This is a genomic window from Sphingobium sp. (genome assembly GCF_048594625.1).
Lineage (GTDB): Bacteria > Pseudomonadota > Alphaproteobacteria > Sphingomonadales > Sphingomonadaceae > Sphingobium.
The window spans coordinates 1-15,776 of record NZ_JBMDWL010000086.1 but is presented as its reverse complement, the minus strand read 5'-3'; the positions used below and the strand labels follow the sequence as shown (position 1 = coordinate 15,776).

Sequence of the window (15,776 nt, the reverse complement as noted above, 5' to 3'; positions counted from 1 at the left end):
AATCGGAAAGGATCAGCGGGTGCCGGGGCTGTTCAACGCGGCCCATAGAGCAATATGGGCAGGGGTGCAATTGGTCGGTCTATATGCCTTTCATCTTGCGATATGCGTCGAACAGGCCAAGGAAGCGGTCGATGTCCGCCCGGCTCAGGAAATAGGGGGTGGCAAGGCGCAGCTTGCTGGGATTGCCACCGCGAATGCGCACCTTGTGATTTTTCCACAGCCAGTCCTGCAATTCCATGCGCTGCACTGGCGCTATGTTGACGGTTGCGATGGCCCCGCGCAGCGTCGGATCAGGCGATGTCCAGCTTTGCGCACCGCGCTTCATCATTTCCGCGTGGATATAGTCGGCGAGCATCCGGTGCCGTCTTTCGATCCGATCCATGCCGATGGCGTTGGCCAGATCGATCGCCGCATTCAGCCCCATCAGCGTCGGGATGCACGACGACCCGATCTGCATATAGCGGTCCGCCATCCGGGTCGGGTCGTCATAGCCGCCGGTCGCGATCGTGTTCCACACGCGGTCCATCACATCCCGGTCGCGCAGATACAGAAAACCTGTGCCCTTGGTCGCGAACAGCCATTTATGCATCGATCCGGTGTAAAGATCGCATCCCATGTCGTTCAGATCGAACCCGATCATGCCGGGCGCATGGGCGCCGTCGAACGCCGATATGATCCCCTTTGACCGGGCCAGCGCCGCGATGTCCTTTGCGGGCAATATGACCCCGGTCGATGTGCTGATGTGACTGACGAAGATGATCCGCGTCCTTGGGGTGATCGCGTCGTTGATGCGGTTCAGTATTTCGGCCGCGTCTTTCGGCGGCTTGGGCATGGCGAATTTTCTGACCGCGACGCCATAGCGCCGCGAACGCATAATCCATGGCATCTCGCCCGATCCATGCTCTTCATCGCTGATCAGCACTTCATCGCCCGGCTTCATGTCGAACCCATTAGCGATATAGTTGTTCGCTTCCGTACAATTGCGCAGGATCGCCATCTGTTCGACCCGCGCGCCCATGAAGTCGGCGAAAGGCTTGCGATAGGCCTCCCACGCGCCATAGCCCCAGATCGGATAATCTTCCGATCCTTCCTGCGTCATCTGTTCGGTCTGTTCGAACCCGTCGAAAATGGCCTTCAGGACGGGACGGGGCGACGACCCGACCGTGCCGACATTCAGGTTGACCACATCGGCGGGGATCAGAAATTGCGCGCGAAGGGCCTGCCAATAGGCATCCTCGTCCCGGCCATAGAGGTCGGCGGCGGGCAGGGGCACGCTCCTGAGCGCCTGCGCACTGATCGGCTGGGCCAGGGAAGCGACGGCGGCGCCTCCCAGAAAATTGCGTCGGTCGAACATGGGCGCCTTTCCGGGGCGTCATGCCCCTCCAGAATGTGCCCCATGTTCAACGATTTTCCAGCGCAAATCCGCGCCTACAGCACATCCCCGAACATGAACCAGATCATGGCGCACCATGCGACCAGCCCGATTACGCCCAGAATAGCGCCGGACCGGTCGCGAACGGCATCCCATAACGTGCGTGGTTCATCATCATCGTCATGCATGATCATGGGCGTAGCGGCGGATGCCGCCACACTCAACCGGTCGTTTCTTCGACCACGGCAGGCGCGTCGTTGCGCCCCACCGCCATCAGTCGCCCGGTGAAGCATTGCCGCCACCAGCTGATGTCCTGCTGCTCCACGCTATCCATCATGGCGCGCCAGCGCCGCTTGCGTTCGTCCAGCGGCATGGCGAGCGCGCGCAATATCGCGTCGGACATTTCTTCGGGGCTATATGGATTGATCAGCAGCGCGTCCTTCAACTGCATGGCCGCACCGGCGAAACGCGACAGGATCAGCACGCCCGGATCTTCCGGGTCTTGCGCCGCCACATATTCCTTCGCGACCAGGTTCATCCCGTCGCGCAGCGGCGTCACCAGCCCGATTTTCGCGCTGCGATAAATGCCGGCTAGCTTGTCGCGGGGATAGCCCTGATTGACGTAGCGGATGGGGGTCCAGTCGACATCGCTATATTCGCCGTTCATCCGCCCGGCGATGGAATCCAGCGTGGCGCGGATCTGCTGATAGCTTTCCACTTCCCCCCGCGAAGGCGGCGCGATCTGCGTCAGGACGACCTTGCGATGCTGTTCGGGATGGTCCTTCAGGAACCGGCCATAACCGTTGAACCGCTCCTCCAGACCCTTGCTGTAATCCAGCCGGTCGACGCCCACGATCATCGTGCGATCCTGTAACGACGCGCGGACCAGTTCGCCCATTTCGTCGGCCGCCTTGCTGACGGCGGCGTCCCGGAAATCCTGTGCGTTGATGCCGATGGGGCAGGCGACGGCCTGAATGGTCCGGTCGCCCACGGTGACATAGTCGCCATCGACCGTGCCGCCCATTTCCCGTTCCACATAATGGCGGAAGGATTCCAGCCATTCTTCAGTGTGGAAACCCACCACGTCATAGGCGAACAGGGTGCTGACCAGCTTGCTGTGGTGGGGCAGCGACACCAGCAGGCGCGTGGGTGGCCATGGGATATGCAGGAAAAATCCCATGCGGTTCTGCAACCCCCGGTCGCGCAGCATCTGGCCCAGCGGGATCATGTGATAGTCATGGACCCAAATGATGTCTTCCGGTTCGATCAGCGGGCTGGCGGTATCCGCAAACCGCTGGTTGACACGGTTATATCCGCCCTCGAAATCGCGGGCATATTCGGCCAGATCGATGCGGAAATGGAATAGCGGCCATAAGGTCTTGTTGGCGTAGCCATTGTAATATTCGTCGACATCCTGTTCTTCCAGATCTATCGTGGCGGTCTTTACGCCCTCATCTTCTGCAAAGCCGATATGGCCGGTAAAATGGTCGGTGACGCCACCTGACCAGCCCACCCATATGCCCCGACTTTCGCGCAATGCCTGCGACAGCGCAACGGCAAGGCCGCCCTGGTTGCCGGTCTTGCTGGGGCGACTGACCCGGTTGGAAATGACGATCAGGCGGCTCATCGCATGGCGCTCCACGGTTTGCTCAGCAAGACGGCGCAGTTGATGATGCCGACCAATGAGTAGGTCTGGGGATAATTCCCCCACAATTCCCCCGTCGCGGGGTCGATGTCTTCGGACTGCAGCCCTGCGGCGGTCCGCCGGGACAGCATTTCTTCGAACAGGCTGCGCGCTTCTTCGGTGCGGCCGGTGCGATGCAGCGCCTCGATCAGCCAGAATGTGCATACGTTGAATGCCGTCACCGGCTCACCGAAATCGTCTGGCGCGCTGTACCGAAGCATGTCGTTGCCGCGCCGCAGATCGGCCTCCAGCGCCGCCAGTGTCCCAATGAATTTCGGGTCGTCTGCCGTCAGAAAGCGCAGGTCCAGCAACTGCAGCAACGACGCATCACGCGCGTCATCCTCGAAATTCGCGGAAATTGCCTGACTATCCTCGCGCCATGCGGATTCGATGATGCGCGTTCGCATCGTTTCGGCACGATTTTCCCAATGCGCCGCGCGCAATGGCAGGTCCATCGCCTTGGCGGCGTGGGCCAGCCGGTCGCACGCCGCCCAGCACATGACCGCGCTATAGCTGTGAACATGGGCGCGGGTCCGCAATTCCCACAGGCCCGCGTCGGGCTGATCATAAACGGCCCATGCACGCTCGCCCACCGCCTCCAGCGCTTCGAAATCGGCATGACCGGCCATGCGAAGCAGTCGCTGGTCGATAAAGCCCTGCACCGAAGACAGCACGATCTGGCCATAGGCGTCATGCTGTATCTGCTCATAGGCGGCATTGCCGACCCGGACCGGCCCCATGCCGCGATAGCCCCGCAGCTGTTCGGCCTCCCATTCGATCAGCGTCGCATTGCCGCGCACGTCATAAAGCGGCTGGATATGACCGCCCTTAGCGCCGTCCACGATGTTACGCAGATAGACGAGGTAGGTTTCCAGCACGTCCAGCGCGCCCAGCCGGTTCAGCGCCTCGACCGTATAATAGGCGTCCCGCACCCAGCAGTAACGATAGTCCCAGTTGCGTCCGCTGTCGGCATGTTCGGGGATGGAAGTGGTCAGCGCCGCGACAATCGCGCCGGTTTCTTCATGCTGGCACAGTTTCAGCGTGATGGCCGATCGGATGACCGCTTCCTGCCATTCGGCGGGAATGGCGAGGCCGCGCACCCAAAGCTGCCATTCGTTGACGGTGTCGTCCAGCATGCGTTCGATGGCGGGGCGCAGGGCATCGGAAAAGCCCTCGTCCGGTCCCATGAAGAAATGCGCATCCTGCTCCAGCCGGAACCAGCTTTCCTGCGCGATCAGGCCGATCGGCGCATTTGTAGAAATGCGCATGGCCATGTAGGACAGGACCATGCGGATATGGTTGGACCCGTAATTGACCGGAACCTTATCCGCGCCCCAGCCTGTGGTAGGGCGCAATTTCACACGAATGCGGGGTGATCCGCCGACCGGTCGCACAATGCGAATGAACGCGACGGGTCGGTACATCCTTCCCTTGTGCCGGTGACGTGGGCAGAAATCGATAATCTCTATCGCATTGCCCTGCGCGTCGCTCTGCCGCGTAACCAGGATCGGGGTGTTACGGATATAATGTTGTTCGACCGCGACGCAGTTTTCGAGTTCGATGGCCCAAAATCCGCGCGCCTGTGGATCATCCCAGCCCTTGTCTCCCAACAATGCTGAAAAGACCGGATCGCCATCCACGCGGGGGACGCAGGCCCATATCATGCGCCCCATGCGATCGATCAGCGCAGACGCCTGACAATTGCCGATGGGCCACAGGTCGAGCGTTCGCTCGGTGCCGGCCAGGATGGATTCGCTGGATTGTTGGATCGGTCTGCCCCCATTTTATGGTCAAGACGAAGGCTCCGGGGAAATCTATCCGGCGGCGCCTTCCGCCAGATAATGCCTGACGGCGGCAACCTGTTCCAAAAAGAATGACGCTTTTGTCGGGCGTGGCGTTCCGACCAATATGCCAGCGCCACCCAGTTCGACGGCGACGGCAAAGCCTTCCTCGTCCGTTACATCGTCACCGACAAAGACGGGAATGCCGCCCGCCATGGGCTGCGTCTGCATCAGTTTCGCAACGGCGCTGCCCTTGTCCGCGCCGCCGGGGCGCAGTTCATACAGCATCTTGCCATGCTGCAACGCTAATCCGTGATCCTGCGCCAGCGTGGCGGCCAGCTCTCCCGCTGCGTCGGTCCAAATTGGCGCGCCGCGGAAATGCAGTCCGACGCTGATCGACTTGCGCTCTACGAGCAGGCCCGGCTTGCCGTTGGCAAACGTCTGGAACGCCGCCTCCACCGCATCGATGGCGGGCAGGCGCGATGGCGCATGCACCGCTTCGCCGGGGGCTGCAAATTCCAGCCCATGGGTTCCCGACAGCAGGAAATCGCCAAAGCCCAGTGCCCGCAAGGTTGCCACCGAACGGCCACTGACGATCGCCAGTCGCCCGTTCAGCCGCGTCCGCAATTGCGTGAGCGTGGCCAGCAGGTTTTCATCGACCGCAACATCATCCGGCGTGTCGGCCAGCGGCACCAGCGTTCCGTCGAAATCCAGAAACAGTGCGGCGCCGTTCAGCAGGGCGACGGGAGGAGCAGGCAGGGCGGATTGGGGGAGGGGGGCAGTTTGAGGCACGGACACAAAGTGGCGTGCTCTCCGGAAACCGCAACCCCTCAATTCACGCAATGCCGCCAATCCATCGTCGCTGCTCTTCAGGGTCGGCAACCATGCTCATCATGCCATGGCGCCGACCATTGCACATGATGCAGCACGCAAAATGCCTGCATGATCCGGACCAACAGCTGGTCTATGGCCATGTTCATTGCCTCGCGGCCGCCATTGTTTAGCCGGTCGTCATATTCGTCACGCATGATGCCGTCCTTTCCTTCGGGCAGGAGGCGGACGGGATCGGTGTCCGCGTGGCTGCAATGCCCGATCGACCGGCCAACCGCCAACAAAAGGCTGGACGCCGTAAATAAGCTGAACTTATCATATGGTCGATGTCTAATCTTCCGCCCCTGTCCGCCATTCGCGTCTTCGAAGCGGCCGCTCGTCGTGAAAATTTCACGGCTGCAGCGCAGGAACTGGGCATGACGCAGGCGGCCGTGAGTTATCAGGTGAAATTATTGGAAGAGCGGCTGGGCCTCAGCCTGTTTCAGCGGGTCGGCCGCAAAGTAGCGCTGACGGAAAAGGGGCGGGCGCTCGCGCCGATCCTGACCCGCGCCTTCGACCTGATGCGCAACGGGTTCGCGGTCCTGACGCAGGATAATTCGGCGGTTCTGACCATCAGTTGCACCAACAGCTTCGCGCATTTGTGGCTGGCGCCGAAGATCGGCGCGTTCCAGATGCGCCATCCCGATCTGGCGGTGCGCATCCAGGCGGACGATGCCGTGGTCGATCTGGCCCGCGATGGCATCGATCTGGCCATTCGCGGTGGGAAGGGGGACTGGCCGGGGCTGGAGGCGACATTGTTGACCCATAATCGCCTTGTGCCGATGTGCAGCCCTATATGGATCGATCGTCACGGACATATCGCCGATGCGGATGCGCTGCATGCTTCGCCGCGCCTGTCGCCCGATGACATGTGGTGGCATGAATGGTTTGCGGCCATGGGGGTACAGGCTGATCCCGCCGATGGCCCGCCCGGCATCGCGCTCGACAGTCAGGTGATGGAAGGCCGCACCGCTATCGCGGGGCAGGGCATCGCCATTCTCAATCATTTCCTCTGGAAGGCGGAGGTCGAGGCTGGCCTGCTGGTCGAAGCCGTCCCCTCCTATGTCCGTGAAATCGCCAGCTACTGGATCGTCTATCCGCCCCACGCCCGCAACACGCCGAAGATCAAGGCGTTTCGCGACTGGATCAGCGCAGAATTTGCGACCGCGATCGCGGCTGACCCCGATGGCCGCTATTTTCCGAAATAGACCTGTGTGAGCTTCGTTATCCCCCATGAGCGAATCCGTTTCCGTTTCCTCCCCGTGCTGCTATCCGATCTGCGATGACTGATTTCCGCGACCCGTTCGACGCCATCAAGGAACACCCGTTCGACGATGCGCTCCAGCAGCGCTATCTCGTCTATGCCTTATCCACCATCACGGCGCGATCGCTGCCGGATCTGCGCGACGGATTGAAACCGGTCCATCGCCGTCTGCTCTGGGCGATGCGGCTGCTGCGGATGGAGCCGGGTGGCGCAAATCCCGACGTGCTCGTCGCCAATCCGGCCCGCAACACCACCGCCTACAAAAAATGCGCCCGCGTCGTCGGCGACGTCATCGGTAAATATCACCCGCATGGCGACGCGTCCGTCTATGACGCGATGGTCCGCCTGGCGCAGGATTTTTCGTTACGTACGCCTCTGGTCGACGGGCAGGGGAATTTCGGCAATATCGACGGCGATAATGCGGCGGCGATGCGCTATACCGAAGCGCGCCTGACACAGGCCGCCGCCGATCTGATGGCGGGGCTGGACGAGGGTACGGTCGATTTCCGCCCCACCTATAATGGCGAAGATGAAGAGCCAGAGGTTTTTCCCGGCCTGTTCCCCAATCTGCTCGCCAACGGCGCCAGCGGCATTGCGGTCGGCATGGCGACCAGCATCCCGCCCCATAATGTCACGGAGCTGATCGATGCGGCTGGGCTGCTGATCGATGATCCGGATACTGATCATGCCGCGCTGATGCAGGTGGTGCGCGGTCCGGACTTTCCGACCGGCGGCGTGTTGGTGGACAGTCCGTCGATCATATCCGAAGCCTATGTCACCGGCCGGGGCGCGTTCCGCACCCGTGCGCGCTGGCATAAGGAGGAGGGCGGTCGCGGCACATGGGTCGCCGTCGTCACCCAAATCCCCTATCAGGTTCAGAAATCCAAGCTGATCGAACAGATCGCTGCGCTGATCAACGACAAGAAACTGCCGATCCTTGCCGACGTGCGCGATGAATCCGACGCGGAAATCCGCATCGTCATCGAACCGCGCGCCCGCACGGTGGACGAACTGGTGCTGATGGACAGCCTGTTCCGTCTGACGGACCTCGAAAATCGCTTTCCGCTCAATCTGAACGTGCTGGATTCGACTCGAACCCCCCGCGTTCTGGGCCTCAAGCCCCTGCTGATCGAATGGCTGAGGCATCAGATCGATGTGCTGGTCCGCCGCGCCCAGCATCGGCTGGACAAGATCGCCAATCGCCTCGAACTGCTCGACGGCTATATCATCGCCTATCTCAACCTTGACCGGGTGATCGAGATCATTCGGACTGAGGATGAGCCGAAGGAGGTCATGATGGCCGAATTCAGCCTGACCGATCGTCAGGCTGAAGCGATCCTCAACATGCGGCTGCGCAGCCTGCGCAAGCTGGAGGAAATGGAACTGCGCCGCGAGCATGATGAATTGCTCAAGGAAAAGGACGAACTGGAAAAGCTGGTCGAAAGCCCGGCCCGCCAGCGTACTCGGCTTAAGCGGGATCTTGCGGCCCTGCGTAAGCGCTATGGCCCCGAAACCGACCTTGGTCGCCGCCGCACGCTCGTGGAGGAGGCCGCTCCGGCCCGCGAAATTCCGCTGGAGGCGATGATCGAGCGAGAGCCGATCACCGTGATACTGTCCGAGCGCGGCTGGATCAGGGCGATGAGCGGCCACCGCGACCTTGCCGCCGCCGACACGCTCAAATTCAAGGAAGGCGACGGCCCGCAATTCGCCTTCCATGCCTATACCACCGACAAGCTGTTGATGGCGACATCCACCGGGCGCGTTTATACGCTCGCATCGGACAAATTGCCGGGCGGACGCGGCTTTGGCGATCCGGTGCGATCGCTCGTCGATATGGATAACGAAGGCATGATCGTCGCCTTCATGCCCGCGCGGGTTGGCACGGACCTTCTGCTGGCTTCTTCCGACGGACGCGGCTTCATTGCTGCGACGGCGGACCTGATGGCCGAAACGCGCAAGGGCAAGCAGGTTGTTAACGTTCGTACCGGCGCCACTCTCAGCGTCGTCCACGCTATCGCGGCGGACGCGGACAGCATCGCCGTCATCGGCGAGAACCGCAAACTTCTTGTCTTTTCACTAACCGAAATGCCCAAAATGGCGCGCGGCCAGGGCGTTCAGCTGCAACGCTATCGCGATGGGGGCCTGTCCGACGCGATCGCCTTCAAACTGGCGGACGGCCTCAGCTGGACGATGGGCGGTGAAACGGGCCGTACGCGTACCGAAAGCGACATGATGCCATGGAAAGTGGCGCGTGGTGCGGCCGGGCGGATGCCGCCAACGGGCTTTCCGCGCGACAATCGCTTTTAAAGCATCCTGAGATCAGCTGAACCTGTAGACAACGGAAAAGCAAAGGCAAATGGGGCATGATCCGGTTCGATGCCGCCGGATCATGCCCTGGCGTCGGATAATTCGCCATTCGTCTGATTTCCGCCATATCGGCGATTAACGTTTCCCGAAAATTTACTCCTTCTGGATACAGCGGGGGCATGGAATCGACGTCGGTGCGTAATTTGCCGGCCACTCAGGCCAGCGGCACCCCTGTGACAGGGGACGATGACTCGCATCTGGACCAGTCGATCGCCATGACGGACTGGCTGGCTGCGTTGCCCCAGATCGCGGCGATTTTCTCTTTTGAAAATGGCGATCTAAAGCTGGTTTGCGGCAATGAATCCTATCTTGCCGCGTTCCTGCTCATGACCGAGCGCAGCAAAGCGCCATCCCGCGTGGTCAGCGAGTGGCGTGAACGGATGATCGATTTCATCCAGTCCGGGCGCGATTCGGATAATTTCGAGCTGCGCCGTGAAGGAAAGCTGGGGCCGGAATATTTCATGTGCACTGCCGGCCGACTGGTCGGGCAGCAGGATAAGCCGGCGCAATATCTCTTCACCGCGACCGATCGTACCGGCGAACGGACGATCGAGAAAAATCTGCGCCGTGAATTGTTGTCGGATGGCTTGACGGCCTTGCCCAACCGCACCGGTTTCGGTGAGGAAATCGATGATCGGCTGGCCAATGCCACGTGGCCGGAAAATGCCCAGTTCGGCATTATCGCCATCGACCTCAGCCGGTTCAGCCGCGTGAACGAATCGCTTGGCCCGATGGCGGGTGACGAGCTGCTCATCACGGTTGCCAAGCGGTTGAAATCCAGCCTGCGTCAGGGTGACGTGCTAGCGCGGATTGGCGGTAATGATTTTGCCGTATTTGCTCGCCTTAACAATGGCTTGTCTGACGCTCTTCATATCGTGCAGCGGATCAAGGAAGCGCTGAGTTCACCAATCCGTCTCAGCGATCTGCAGATCCGCGTCGATTGTGCGATCGGCTGTGCGCTGTCGATCAATCTGGACGATGATCCCGACGACGTCGTGCGCAAGGCGCAGGCCGCGGTGAAGATCGCCAAGCGGACCGGAAAGGTCGAAATCTACCGCAATGGCGTGCTCAAGGAAGCGCAGCGTCGCTTCTCGATCGAAAGCCGCCTGCGCGATGCCTTGGCGCAGGGGGGGCTGACGCTCGCCTTTCAACCTTTGATCCACCTTCAAACCGGCGAGATTACCGGGTTCGAAGCGCTGGCGCGCTGGAGCGACGAGGAACTCGGCGTGGTCCCGCCGGTCGAATTCATCGCGGTGGCGGAGGAAAGCGGCCTCATCACGCCGCTCGGACGCTGGGCGGCTTATGAAGCGGCGCAGGCACTGTCGCGCTGGGACGTGAAATTCGGCCAGCCGCTGCCTGTCGGCGTCAACGTCAACCTCTCACCCATTCAGATGGCGCGCGATGATGTCGCCTCCATGTTTGAAGAGGCGCTGCGCTATTCCGGCGTGGCGGGCAATCGGCTGACCGCTGAATTGACCGAAAGCGCGATTGTCGCCGATCCGGACAAGGCGCGCAAATTGCTGGTTGCGCTCAAAGGGCTTCAGATGCCGATCGCTATGGATGATTTCGGCACCGGCTTTTCGAACCTCGCCAGCCTTCACAGCCTGCCGATCGACATATTGAAGATCGACCGCAGCTTCGTATCCAACATGCTGGAAGATCGCGACAAGGCGATCATCGTGCGCACCATCCTGTCACTCGCTGAATCGTTGAACCTGAAGGTCACGGCCGAAGGGATCGAGACGCAGGAACTGGCCCATGCCCTGCAACAAATGGGTTGCTGGCAGGGGCAGGGCTATCATTTCGCCCGCCCGATGAGCGAAAATGATGCGTTCGATTACTGGCGTGCGCGCTGGAACTTCGAAACGATCTGATCCGCGATAGCGCCGACCCGTTCAGCATCGGGGAAATCTTCCGCAACCCATCGACGCTGCACCGCCTGCAGGGCTTTTGCCACATCCGGCCCGGCTGGCAGGCCACGCGCAATCAACGCGCCGCCGCCGATGGGCAGCACAGGCGGGGTCCAGCCCTCCAGCAAGTCCAGCGCGGACAGCGACTGATCCTGTGCCAGCAACAGCCGATCGATGGCCCCTTCCAGACCAACCCGATAGGCAAGAGCGCGCGGCGTTTCCGCTTCGGGCGCAGGCTCCAGCGCAACGATCAAACGCTTGCGCGCCTTGTTGGACAGTTTCAGCCGCGCGCCGACATTGTCGGCCAGCGTCGGGTCGTGGGGCAACAATGCGGCCAGACGCCGCAGCGCAGCCCCCGTCAGGCCAGCTTGTGCTTCCCGCCTGATCAGCGCCTCGACGCGCACAACCCCCGCCATATCCACTTCCGGCAGCACCGGCTGCAATATGCCGCCTTCCACCATCAGCGTCAGCGCATGGACAGGGACCGCCACGACCAGCAATTTCAGCAATTCGTCGGCAATGCGTTCCCGCGACAAGGCCATCAGGCTGTTGGCCGCGGCGACGCAGGCATCATAGGCGCAACTGTCCAACTCGTTGTCACCATAACGCGCCAGAAAACGGAAATAGCGCAGGATACGCAGATGATCCTCCGCGATCCGCGCCGACGCATCGCCGATGAAGCGTAGTCGCCGCGCATCCAGATCCGCGATCCCGCCAAAATAATCGCTGATCTCCCCGGTCAGCGGATCGGCGTATAGCGCGTTGATCGTAAAATCGCGCCGCGCCGCGTCGTCGCGCCAGTTCTCGGTATAGGCTATTGTCGCGCGGCGGCCGTCGGTGCTGACGTCCTGGCGCAAGGTGGTGATCTCAACCGGACCGTCCGCCAGCACGGCGGTTATGGTGCCATGGTCTATACCCGTGGGCACCGCCTTGATCCCGGCGGCGTTCAGCCGGTCGAGCACGTCGTGAGGCACTATCGTCGTGGCGATGTCGACATCATTGACGGGCAGGCCCAGCAATCCGTCGCGCACGGCGCCGCCAACGAAACGGGCCTTGCCATCGGTCACGTCCAGCGCCTTCAGCAGCCCATCCATGCCCGGACGATGGCGCCATTCAGCCTCAGGCGGCAGGACGGTCATGACCCAACCTCCGCGACAGATTGACCAGAATAGCGGCGGTGATGCCCCAGATACGCCGTCCCTCCCATATGATCTCGTAATAATGCCGCGTCGCCCCGGCAAATTCGAACGCCCGCCGCGCCCGATTGGCCGGGTTGAGAGCGTAGGCCAGCGGCAGTTCGAACCAGTCTGCCACTTCGCCTTCCTGCGCCTGCAATGGCAGGTCCGGCGGTATCACGCCCAACACCGGTACAATGTCGAATCCGGTAAACGTACTATATCGGTCGGATGTGCCCACGATCTGCACCTCATCGGGCGACAGGGCGATTTCCTCCTGCGCCTCACGCAGGGCGCCGGCGATCTCGTCGGCGTCGCCAGCATCCACGCGCCCGCCGGGAAAGGCGATCTGCCCCGCATGTTTGCGCAAAGTCGTCGCGCGCTCCGTCAGGATCAGGCCGGGTTCCGGGCGATCGGTAATTGCCACCAGCACGGCAGCGGGGGCCAGCATGATGTCGCCCTCGATCCGCGGATCGCGCCTGTCGACCAGCGTGACGTCGTTTCGTTTATGCCCTTCGTCCAGTGCGGCGCGTAACCGCTGCGCCAGCGTCATGCGCCGCCATCCAGTGGAAAGAATGCGCCATCGCTCCACAGGCCGATCCGGTCGCCATCTTCGTCCAAGGCGATGTTCATCATCTCATAATAGACGCTGCGCCCCACCAGCGCTTCCAGCCCGCCGCGCACATGCAGATAGGGATGCGGCCCATCGGGCGTTTCGCGTACCGTCAGCTCATGCTCAGGCCCGGCCGTCACTATGTCGCCGCTGTTCAATCGAAAGACGAGGGTGCGTTCCCGTCCTTCACCCTCCGTCTTCAACTCTACGGCAACGAACGGCGCATCATCGACTGCGATGTCCAGTTTTTCGACCGGGGTCACCAATATATGGCTACCATCGGGTTCGCGTCGCAGGATGGTCGAAAACAGGCGCACCATCGTTTCCCGTCCGATCGGCGATCCCTGATGATACCATGTGCCGTCGCGAGCGATCCGCATTTCGCTGTCACCGCAATGATCGGGGTTCCAGCTCTCAACCGGGGGCAGCCGTTTTTCGGCGGCCAGCCGCGCTATATCGGCCAGCGAAAGGGTGGACAGGTCGGGCAGAGGCTCCATCGGCATGGGGCGGAGATAGGCGTCCGATGCCCGAAGGCAAAGAGATAATCAGGCGGTAACGGCAATTCGCGGGCTGAGCATGCCCGTGCCGCCGATTTCGCTGCCATCGACCGACAGTCCCAGCAGACGGCGCGGCTCGAACGGGCCGGGGGCATTCCACCCGCTGGTGCCTTGCGCGGAAAAGCCCCAGAACCGCTCATAATATTCCGGGTCGCCGATCATCATCAGCGGCTCGCACCGCAGCGCGCGCGCGGCGGCGACGACCGCATCCATCATCGCGCGGCCATGGCCGCCAAACTGATGCGTGGGCGCAACCGCGACCGGACCCACCATGATCAGCGGGATCTGGCTGCCATCGGTCAGCGTCAGTGCCACGGGCCAGCTTTGCAGCGTACCGATCAGGGTGCCGTCGGCATCGATTGTGGCAAGGGATAATTCGGGCAGCCACGGCATCCCGTCCCGTATGCGATAGGCGGTGCGGCCATGCCGGTCCGTACCGAAAGCCGCGTCGAGCAGCCGCTCGATCGCGATTTCGGACTGACTGTTGAGGGGCACTATGTCTGACACGTCTTGCCGATCCGCCATCAATGGCGCATGGGGCAGCGCCGGAAGCGGGGCTTTAGCGTCCGCTTCGTAAAATGAAAGACTAAATAGGTTTCCGTCCGCGCCATCCTATATGGCAAGGTCCGACCATATGTGGCGAGCTATGCACACGGTATTTGACGATTTTCTGACGCTGGAGGTCAACGATCTGCACGTCGATGTTTTGACCGGCATCTATTCGGAGGAGACGCATCTCCCCCAACCGCTGCGCATTTCGATCCGTGCGCGGCTGCGAATCGCCGATCATTACGACCCTGAAACGCCGCTTACCCAGTCCAAAAACTATATGGACCTGAAACATGCGGCGTCCACGGCCCTGCCCGAAGGCGTCCATTTCACCCTGATAGAAGCGGTGGCCGATCATATCATGGACACCATCTTTCTTCAGGATGACAAGGTCAGCCATGTCGAGGTGAAGATCGTGAAGCTGGCCCTGTCAGAACGTGGCGAGGAAATCGGCATCACGCTGGGCCGCGGCCGCAAGTAAATTTGCGAACGGCCTTCGTTCCGGGCGTATTCGGGATATGCCTCCCGATACGCGCGGAACGAACGATCCTGTCACCCCTTCTTGATCAGCCCGATTTCGATCAGCCGTTCGGTCAGATAATCATGCGCGCTGATCGGCGCTTCCCGGCGGGGATTGTCGTCGGTCACGCACTGGGACAGGGCGTCGATCATGAAATCGGGGCGCAGGTGCAGGAAGAAAGGCATGGAATAGCGCGAATGGCCGCGCCGTTCCGGCGGCGGATTGACGACGCGATGGCTGGTCGACGGCAGCACATGGTTGGTCAACCGTTGCAGCATGTCACCGACATTGATCGCGAGCGCACCTGGCGGCGGCACGACAGGCAGCCAGTTGCCGTCGCGATCCTTTAGCTCCAGCCCGCCTTCTTCCGCGCCCAGCAACAGGGTGATGAGGTTGATGTCTTCATGCGCCCCCGCGCGGATGCCCGGCGCCTGCGGCGATACCGGCGGGTAATGGAGCAGACGCAGGATCGAATTGCCATTTTCGACCGGTCCGTCAAACCAGCGTTCGGGCAGTCCCAGATATAGCGCAATCGCCGACAGCAGTTCCGCACCGACCCGGTCGAACTCCGCATAAAGTTTCGCGAAGATCGGCTCAAACTCCGGCATTTCGTCCGGCCACATATTGGGCGGCATGGTTTCGGTCAGTGGGTCGCCTTCGGGCAGGTCGCGGCCGACATGCCAGAATTCCTTCAGGTCGTTCTCGCTCGCGCCCTTTGCGATTTCGGTGCCGAACGCGGTATAACCGCGCTGGCCGCCGTTCGACTTGGCATTGTAACGCTGCTTCACCGCTTCGGGCAATTCGAAAAAGCGACGCGCCAACGCCCAGCCATCGTCGACCAGCATCTGGTCCATTCCATGGTCCTTCACCATGGCAAAGCCGAACCGCTGAAAGGATTGCCCAAATGCCGTGGCGAAATCCGCCTTGCTCATTTCCGCCATGGACAGGACAGGCACCTGATCCAGTACCGTTTGCGACACGATCAATCTCCAAATTCATTATCGGGCGCGCCTTCGCGCCCCGTCATGGGCCGCCATATGGGGCGACCCGTCCATGAGGCCATCCTTGATCGCGCCAGAGCGCTGTTGCAAGAAGGCAAAATGAACTATTGGCT

Annotated in this window: 14 protein-coding genes; 4 read left to right on the top strand and 10 right to left on the bottom strand. The window is 61.5% G+C overall.

The annotated features are described in order from the left end of the window. Positions 1-79: 79 nt before the first annotated feature. The 5 genes from ACOJSJ_RS10375 to otsB all read right to left on the bottom strand — a co-directional run bounded on the left by ACOJSJ_RS10375 (position 80) and on the right by otsB (position 5,629). Positions 80-1,354 (bottom strand): aminotransferase class V-fold PLP-dependent enzyme, encoded by a 1,275-nt coding sequence (locus ACOJSJ_RS10375; RefSeq protein WP_420144904.1) that lies wholly within the window; start codon positions 1,352-1,354, stop codon positions 80-82. A gap of 74 nt (positions 1,355-1,428) precedes the next feature. Next, entirely contained in the window at positions 1,429-1,596 is a 168-nt protein-coding gene (locus ACOJSJ_RS10370; RefSeq protein WP_420144903.1) for a hypothetical protein, read from the bottom strand. After that, positions 1,593-2,999, bottom strand: a complete 1,407-nt coding sequence (locus ACOJSJ_RS10365; protein WP_420144902.1) for an alpha,alpha-trehalose-phosphate synthase (UDP-forming) — start codon at positions 2,997-2,999, stop codon at positions 1,593-1,595. Before ACOJSJ_RS10365 ends, ACOJSJ_RS10370 begins: the two co-directional genes overlap by 4 nt. Continuing rightward, positions 2,996-4,774 carry a glycoside hydrolase family 15 protein gene (locus ACOJSJ_RS10360; RefSeq protein WP_420144964.1) on the bottom strand — a complete coding sequence of 593 codons (1,779 nt, stop codon included), beginning with the start codon at positions 4,772-4,774 and terminating at the stop codon, positions 2,996-2,998. Before ACOJSJ_RS10360 ends, ACOJSJ_RS10365 begins: the two co-directional genes overlap by 4 nt. A gap of 96 nt (positions 4,775-4,870) precedes the next feature. Next, a complete protein-coding gene (gene otsB / locus ACOJSJ_RS10355) occupies positions 4,871-5,629 on the bottom strand; it encodes a trehalose-phosphatase (RefSeq protein WP_420144963.1) in 759 nt (252 codons plus the stop codon). Positions 5,630-5,994: 365 nt separating this feature from the next. On the opposite strand from otsB, the gene ACOJSJ_RS10350 reads away from it, so the two are divergent. The 3 genes from ACOJSJ_RS10350 (at position 5,995) to ACOJSJ_RS10340 (ending at position 11,212) form a co-directional block, all read left to right on the top strand. Further along, entirely contained in the window at positions 5,995-6,915 is a 921-nt protein-coding gene (locus tag ACOJSJ_RS10350; RefSeq protein ID WP_420144901.1) for a LysR substrate-binding domain-containing protein, read from the top strand. 74 nt (positions 6,916-6,989) lie between these two features. Then, on the top strand, positions 6,990-9,278 hold the full coding sequence (gene parC, locus ACOJSJ_RS10345; protein ID WP_420144900.1) for a DNA topoisomerase IV subunit A: 2,289 nt from the start codon (positions 6,990-6,992) through the stop codon (positions 9,276-9,278). A gap of 179 nt (positions 9,279-9,457) precedes the next feature. Then, positions 9,458-11,212 carry a putative bifunctional diguanylate cyclase/phosphodiesterase gene (locus tag ACOJSJ_RS10340; protein WP_420144899.1) on the top strand — a complete coding sequence of 585 codons (1,755 nt, stop codon included), beginning with the start codon at positions 9,458-9,460 and terminating at the stop codon, positions 11,210-11,212. Here the strand turns inward: ACOJSJ_RS10340 and ACOJSJ_RS10335 are convergent. From ACOJSJ_RS10335 to ACOJSJ_RS10320, 4 genes are read right to left on the bottom strand one after another with little or no spacing between them, the layout of a single operon-like run. Next, positions 11,176-12,387 carry a CCA tRNA nucleotidyltransferase gene (locus ACOJSJ_RS10335; protein WP_420144898.1) on the bottom strand — a complete coding sequence of 404 codons (1,212 nt, stop codon included), beginning with the start codon at positions 12,385-12,387 and terminating at the stop codon, positions 11,176-11,178. The two genes, ACOJSJ_RS10340 and ACOJSJ_RS10335, sit on opposite strands and share 37 nt — an antisense overlap. Continuing rightward, entirely contained in the window at positions 12,368-12,976 is a 609-nt protein-coding gene (locus ACOJSJ_RS10330; protein ID WP_420144897.1) for a CoA pyrophosphatase, read from the bottom strand. The genes ACOJSJ_RS10335 and ACOJSJ_RS10330 overlap by 20 nt, the downstream gene beginning before the upstream one ends. Then, entirely contained in the window at positions 12,973-13,539 is a 567-nt protein-coding gene (locus tag ACOJSJ_RS10325; RefSeq protein WP_420144896.1) for a DUF1285 domain-containing protein, read from the bottom strand. Before ACOJSJ_RS10325 ends, ACOJSJ_RS10330 begins: the two co-directional genes overlap by 4 nt. Positions 13,540-13,581: 42 nt before the next feature. After that, positions 13,582-14,118 (bottom strand): GNAT family N-acetyltransferase, encoded by a 537-nt coding sequence (locus ACOJSJ_RS10320; RefSeq protein WP_420144895.1) that lies wholly within the window; start codon positions 14,116-14,118, stop codon positions 13,582-13,584. Between the two features lie 121 nt (positions 14,119-14,239). Between ACOJSJ_RS10320 and ACOJSJ_RS10315 the strand changes: the two genes are divergently transcribed. Next, positions 14,240-14,623 (top strand): dihydroneopterin aldolase, encoded by a 384-nt coding sequence (locus tag ACOJSJ_RS10315; RefSeq protein ID WP_420144894.1) that lies wholly within the window; start codon positions 14,240-14,242, stop codon positions 14,621-14,623. A gap of 71 nt (positions 14,624-14,694) precedes the next feature. Here ACOJSJ_RS10315 and ACOJSJ_RS10310 read toward each other — a convergent pair whose 3' ends face one another. Beyond that, positions 14,695-15,642: an isopenicillin N synthase family dioxygenase gene (locus ACOJSJ_RS10310; RefSeq protein ID WP_420144893.1), complete on the bottom strand. Its 948-nt coding sequence runs from the start codon at positions 15,640-15,642 to the stop codon at positions 14,695-14,697. Positions 15,643-15,776 lie beyond the last annotated feature (134 nt).

Excerpts from the sequence above, each read along its gene's own strand:
- ACOJSJ_RS10375 (WP_420144904.1), bottom strand. The coding sequence starts at position 1,354 with ATGTTCGACCGACGCAATTTTCTGGGAGGCGCCGCCGTCGCTTCCCTG.
- ACOJSJ_RS10365 (WP_420144902.1), bottom strand. The coding sequence starts at position 2,999 with ATGAGCCGCCTGATCGTCATTTCCAACCGGGTCAGTCGCCCCAGCAAG.
- ACOJSJ_RS10350 (WP_420144901.1), top strand. The coding sequence starts at position 5,995 with ATGTCTAATCTTCCGCCCCTGTCCGCCATTCGCGTCTTCGAAGCGGCC.
- parC (WP_420144900.1), top strand. The coding sequence starts at position 6,990 with ATGACTGATTTCCGCGACCCGTTCGACGCCATCAAGGAACACCCGTTC.
- ACOJSJ_RS10340 (WP_420144899.1), top strand. The coding sequence starts at position 9,458 with ATGGAATCGACGTCGGTGCGTAATTTGCCGGCCACTCAGGCCAGCGGC.
- ACOJSJ_RS10335 (WP_420144898.1), bottom strand. The coding sequence starts at position 12,387 with ATGACCGTCCTGCCGCCTGAGGCTGAATGGCGCCATCGTCCGGGCATG.
- ACOJSJ_RS10330 (WP_420144897.1), bottom strand. The coding sequence starts at position 12,976 with ATGACGCTGGCGCAGCGGTTACGCGCCGCACTGGACGAAGGGCATAAA.
- ACOJSJ_RS10325 (WP_420144896.1), bottom strand. The coding sequence starts at position 13,539 with ATGCCGATGGAGCCTCTGCCCGACCTGTCCACCCTTTCGCTGGCCGAT.
- ACOJSJ_RS10320 (WP_420144895.1), bottom strand. The coding sequence starts at position 14,118 with ATGGCGGATCGGCAAGACGTGTCAGACATAGTGCCCCTCAACAGTCAG.
- ACOJSJ_RS10315 (WP_420144894.1), top strand. The coding sequence starts at position 14,240 with ATGCACACGGTATTTGACGATTTTCTGACGCTGGAGGTCAACGATCTG.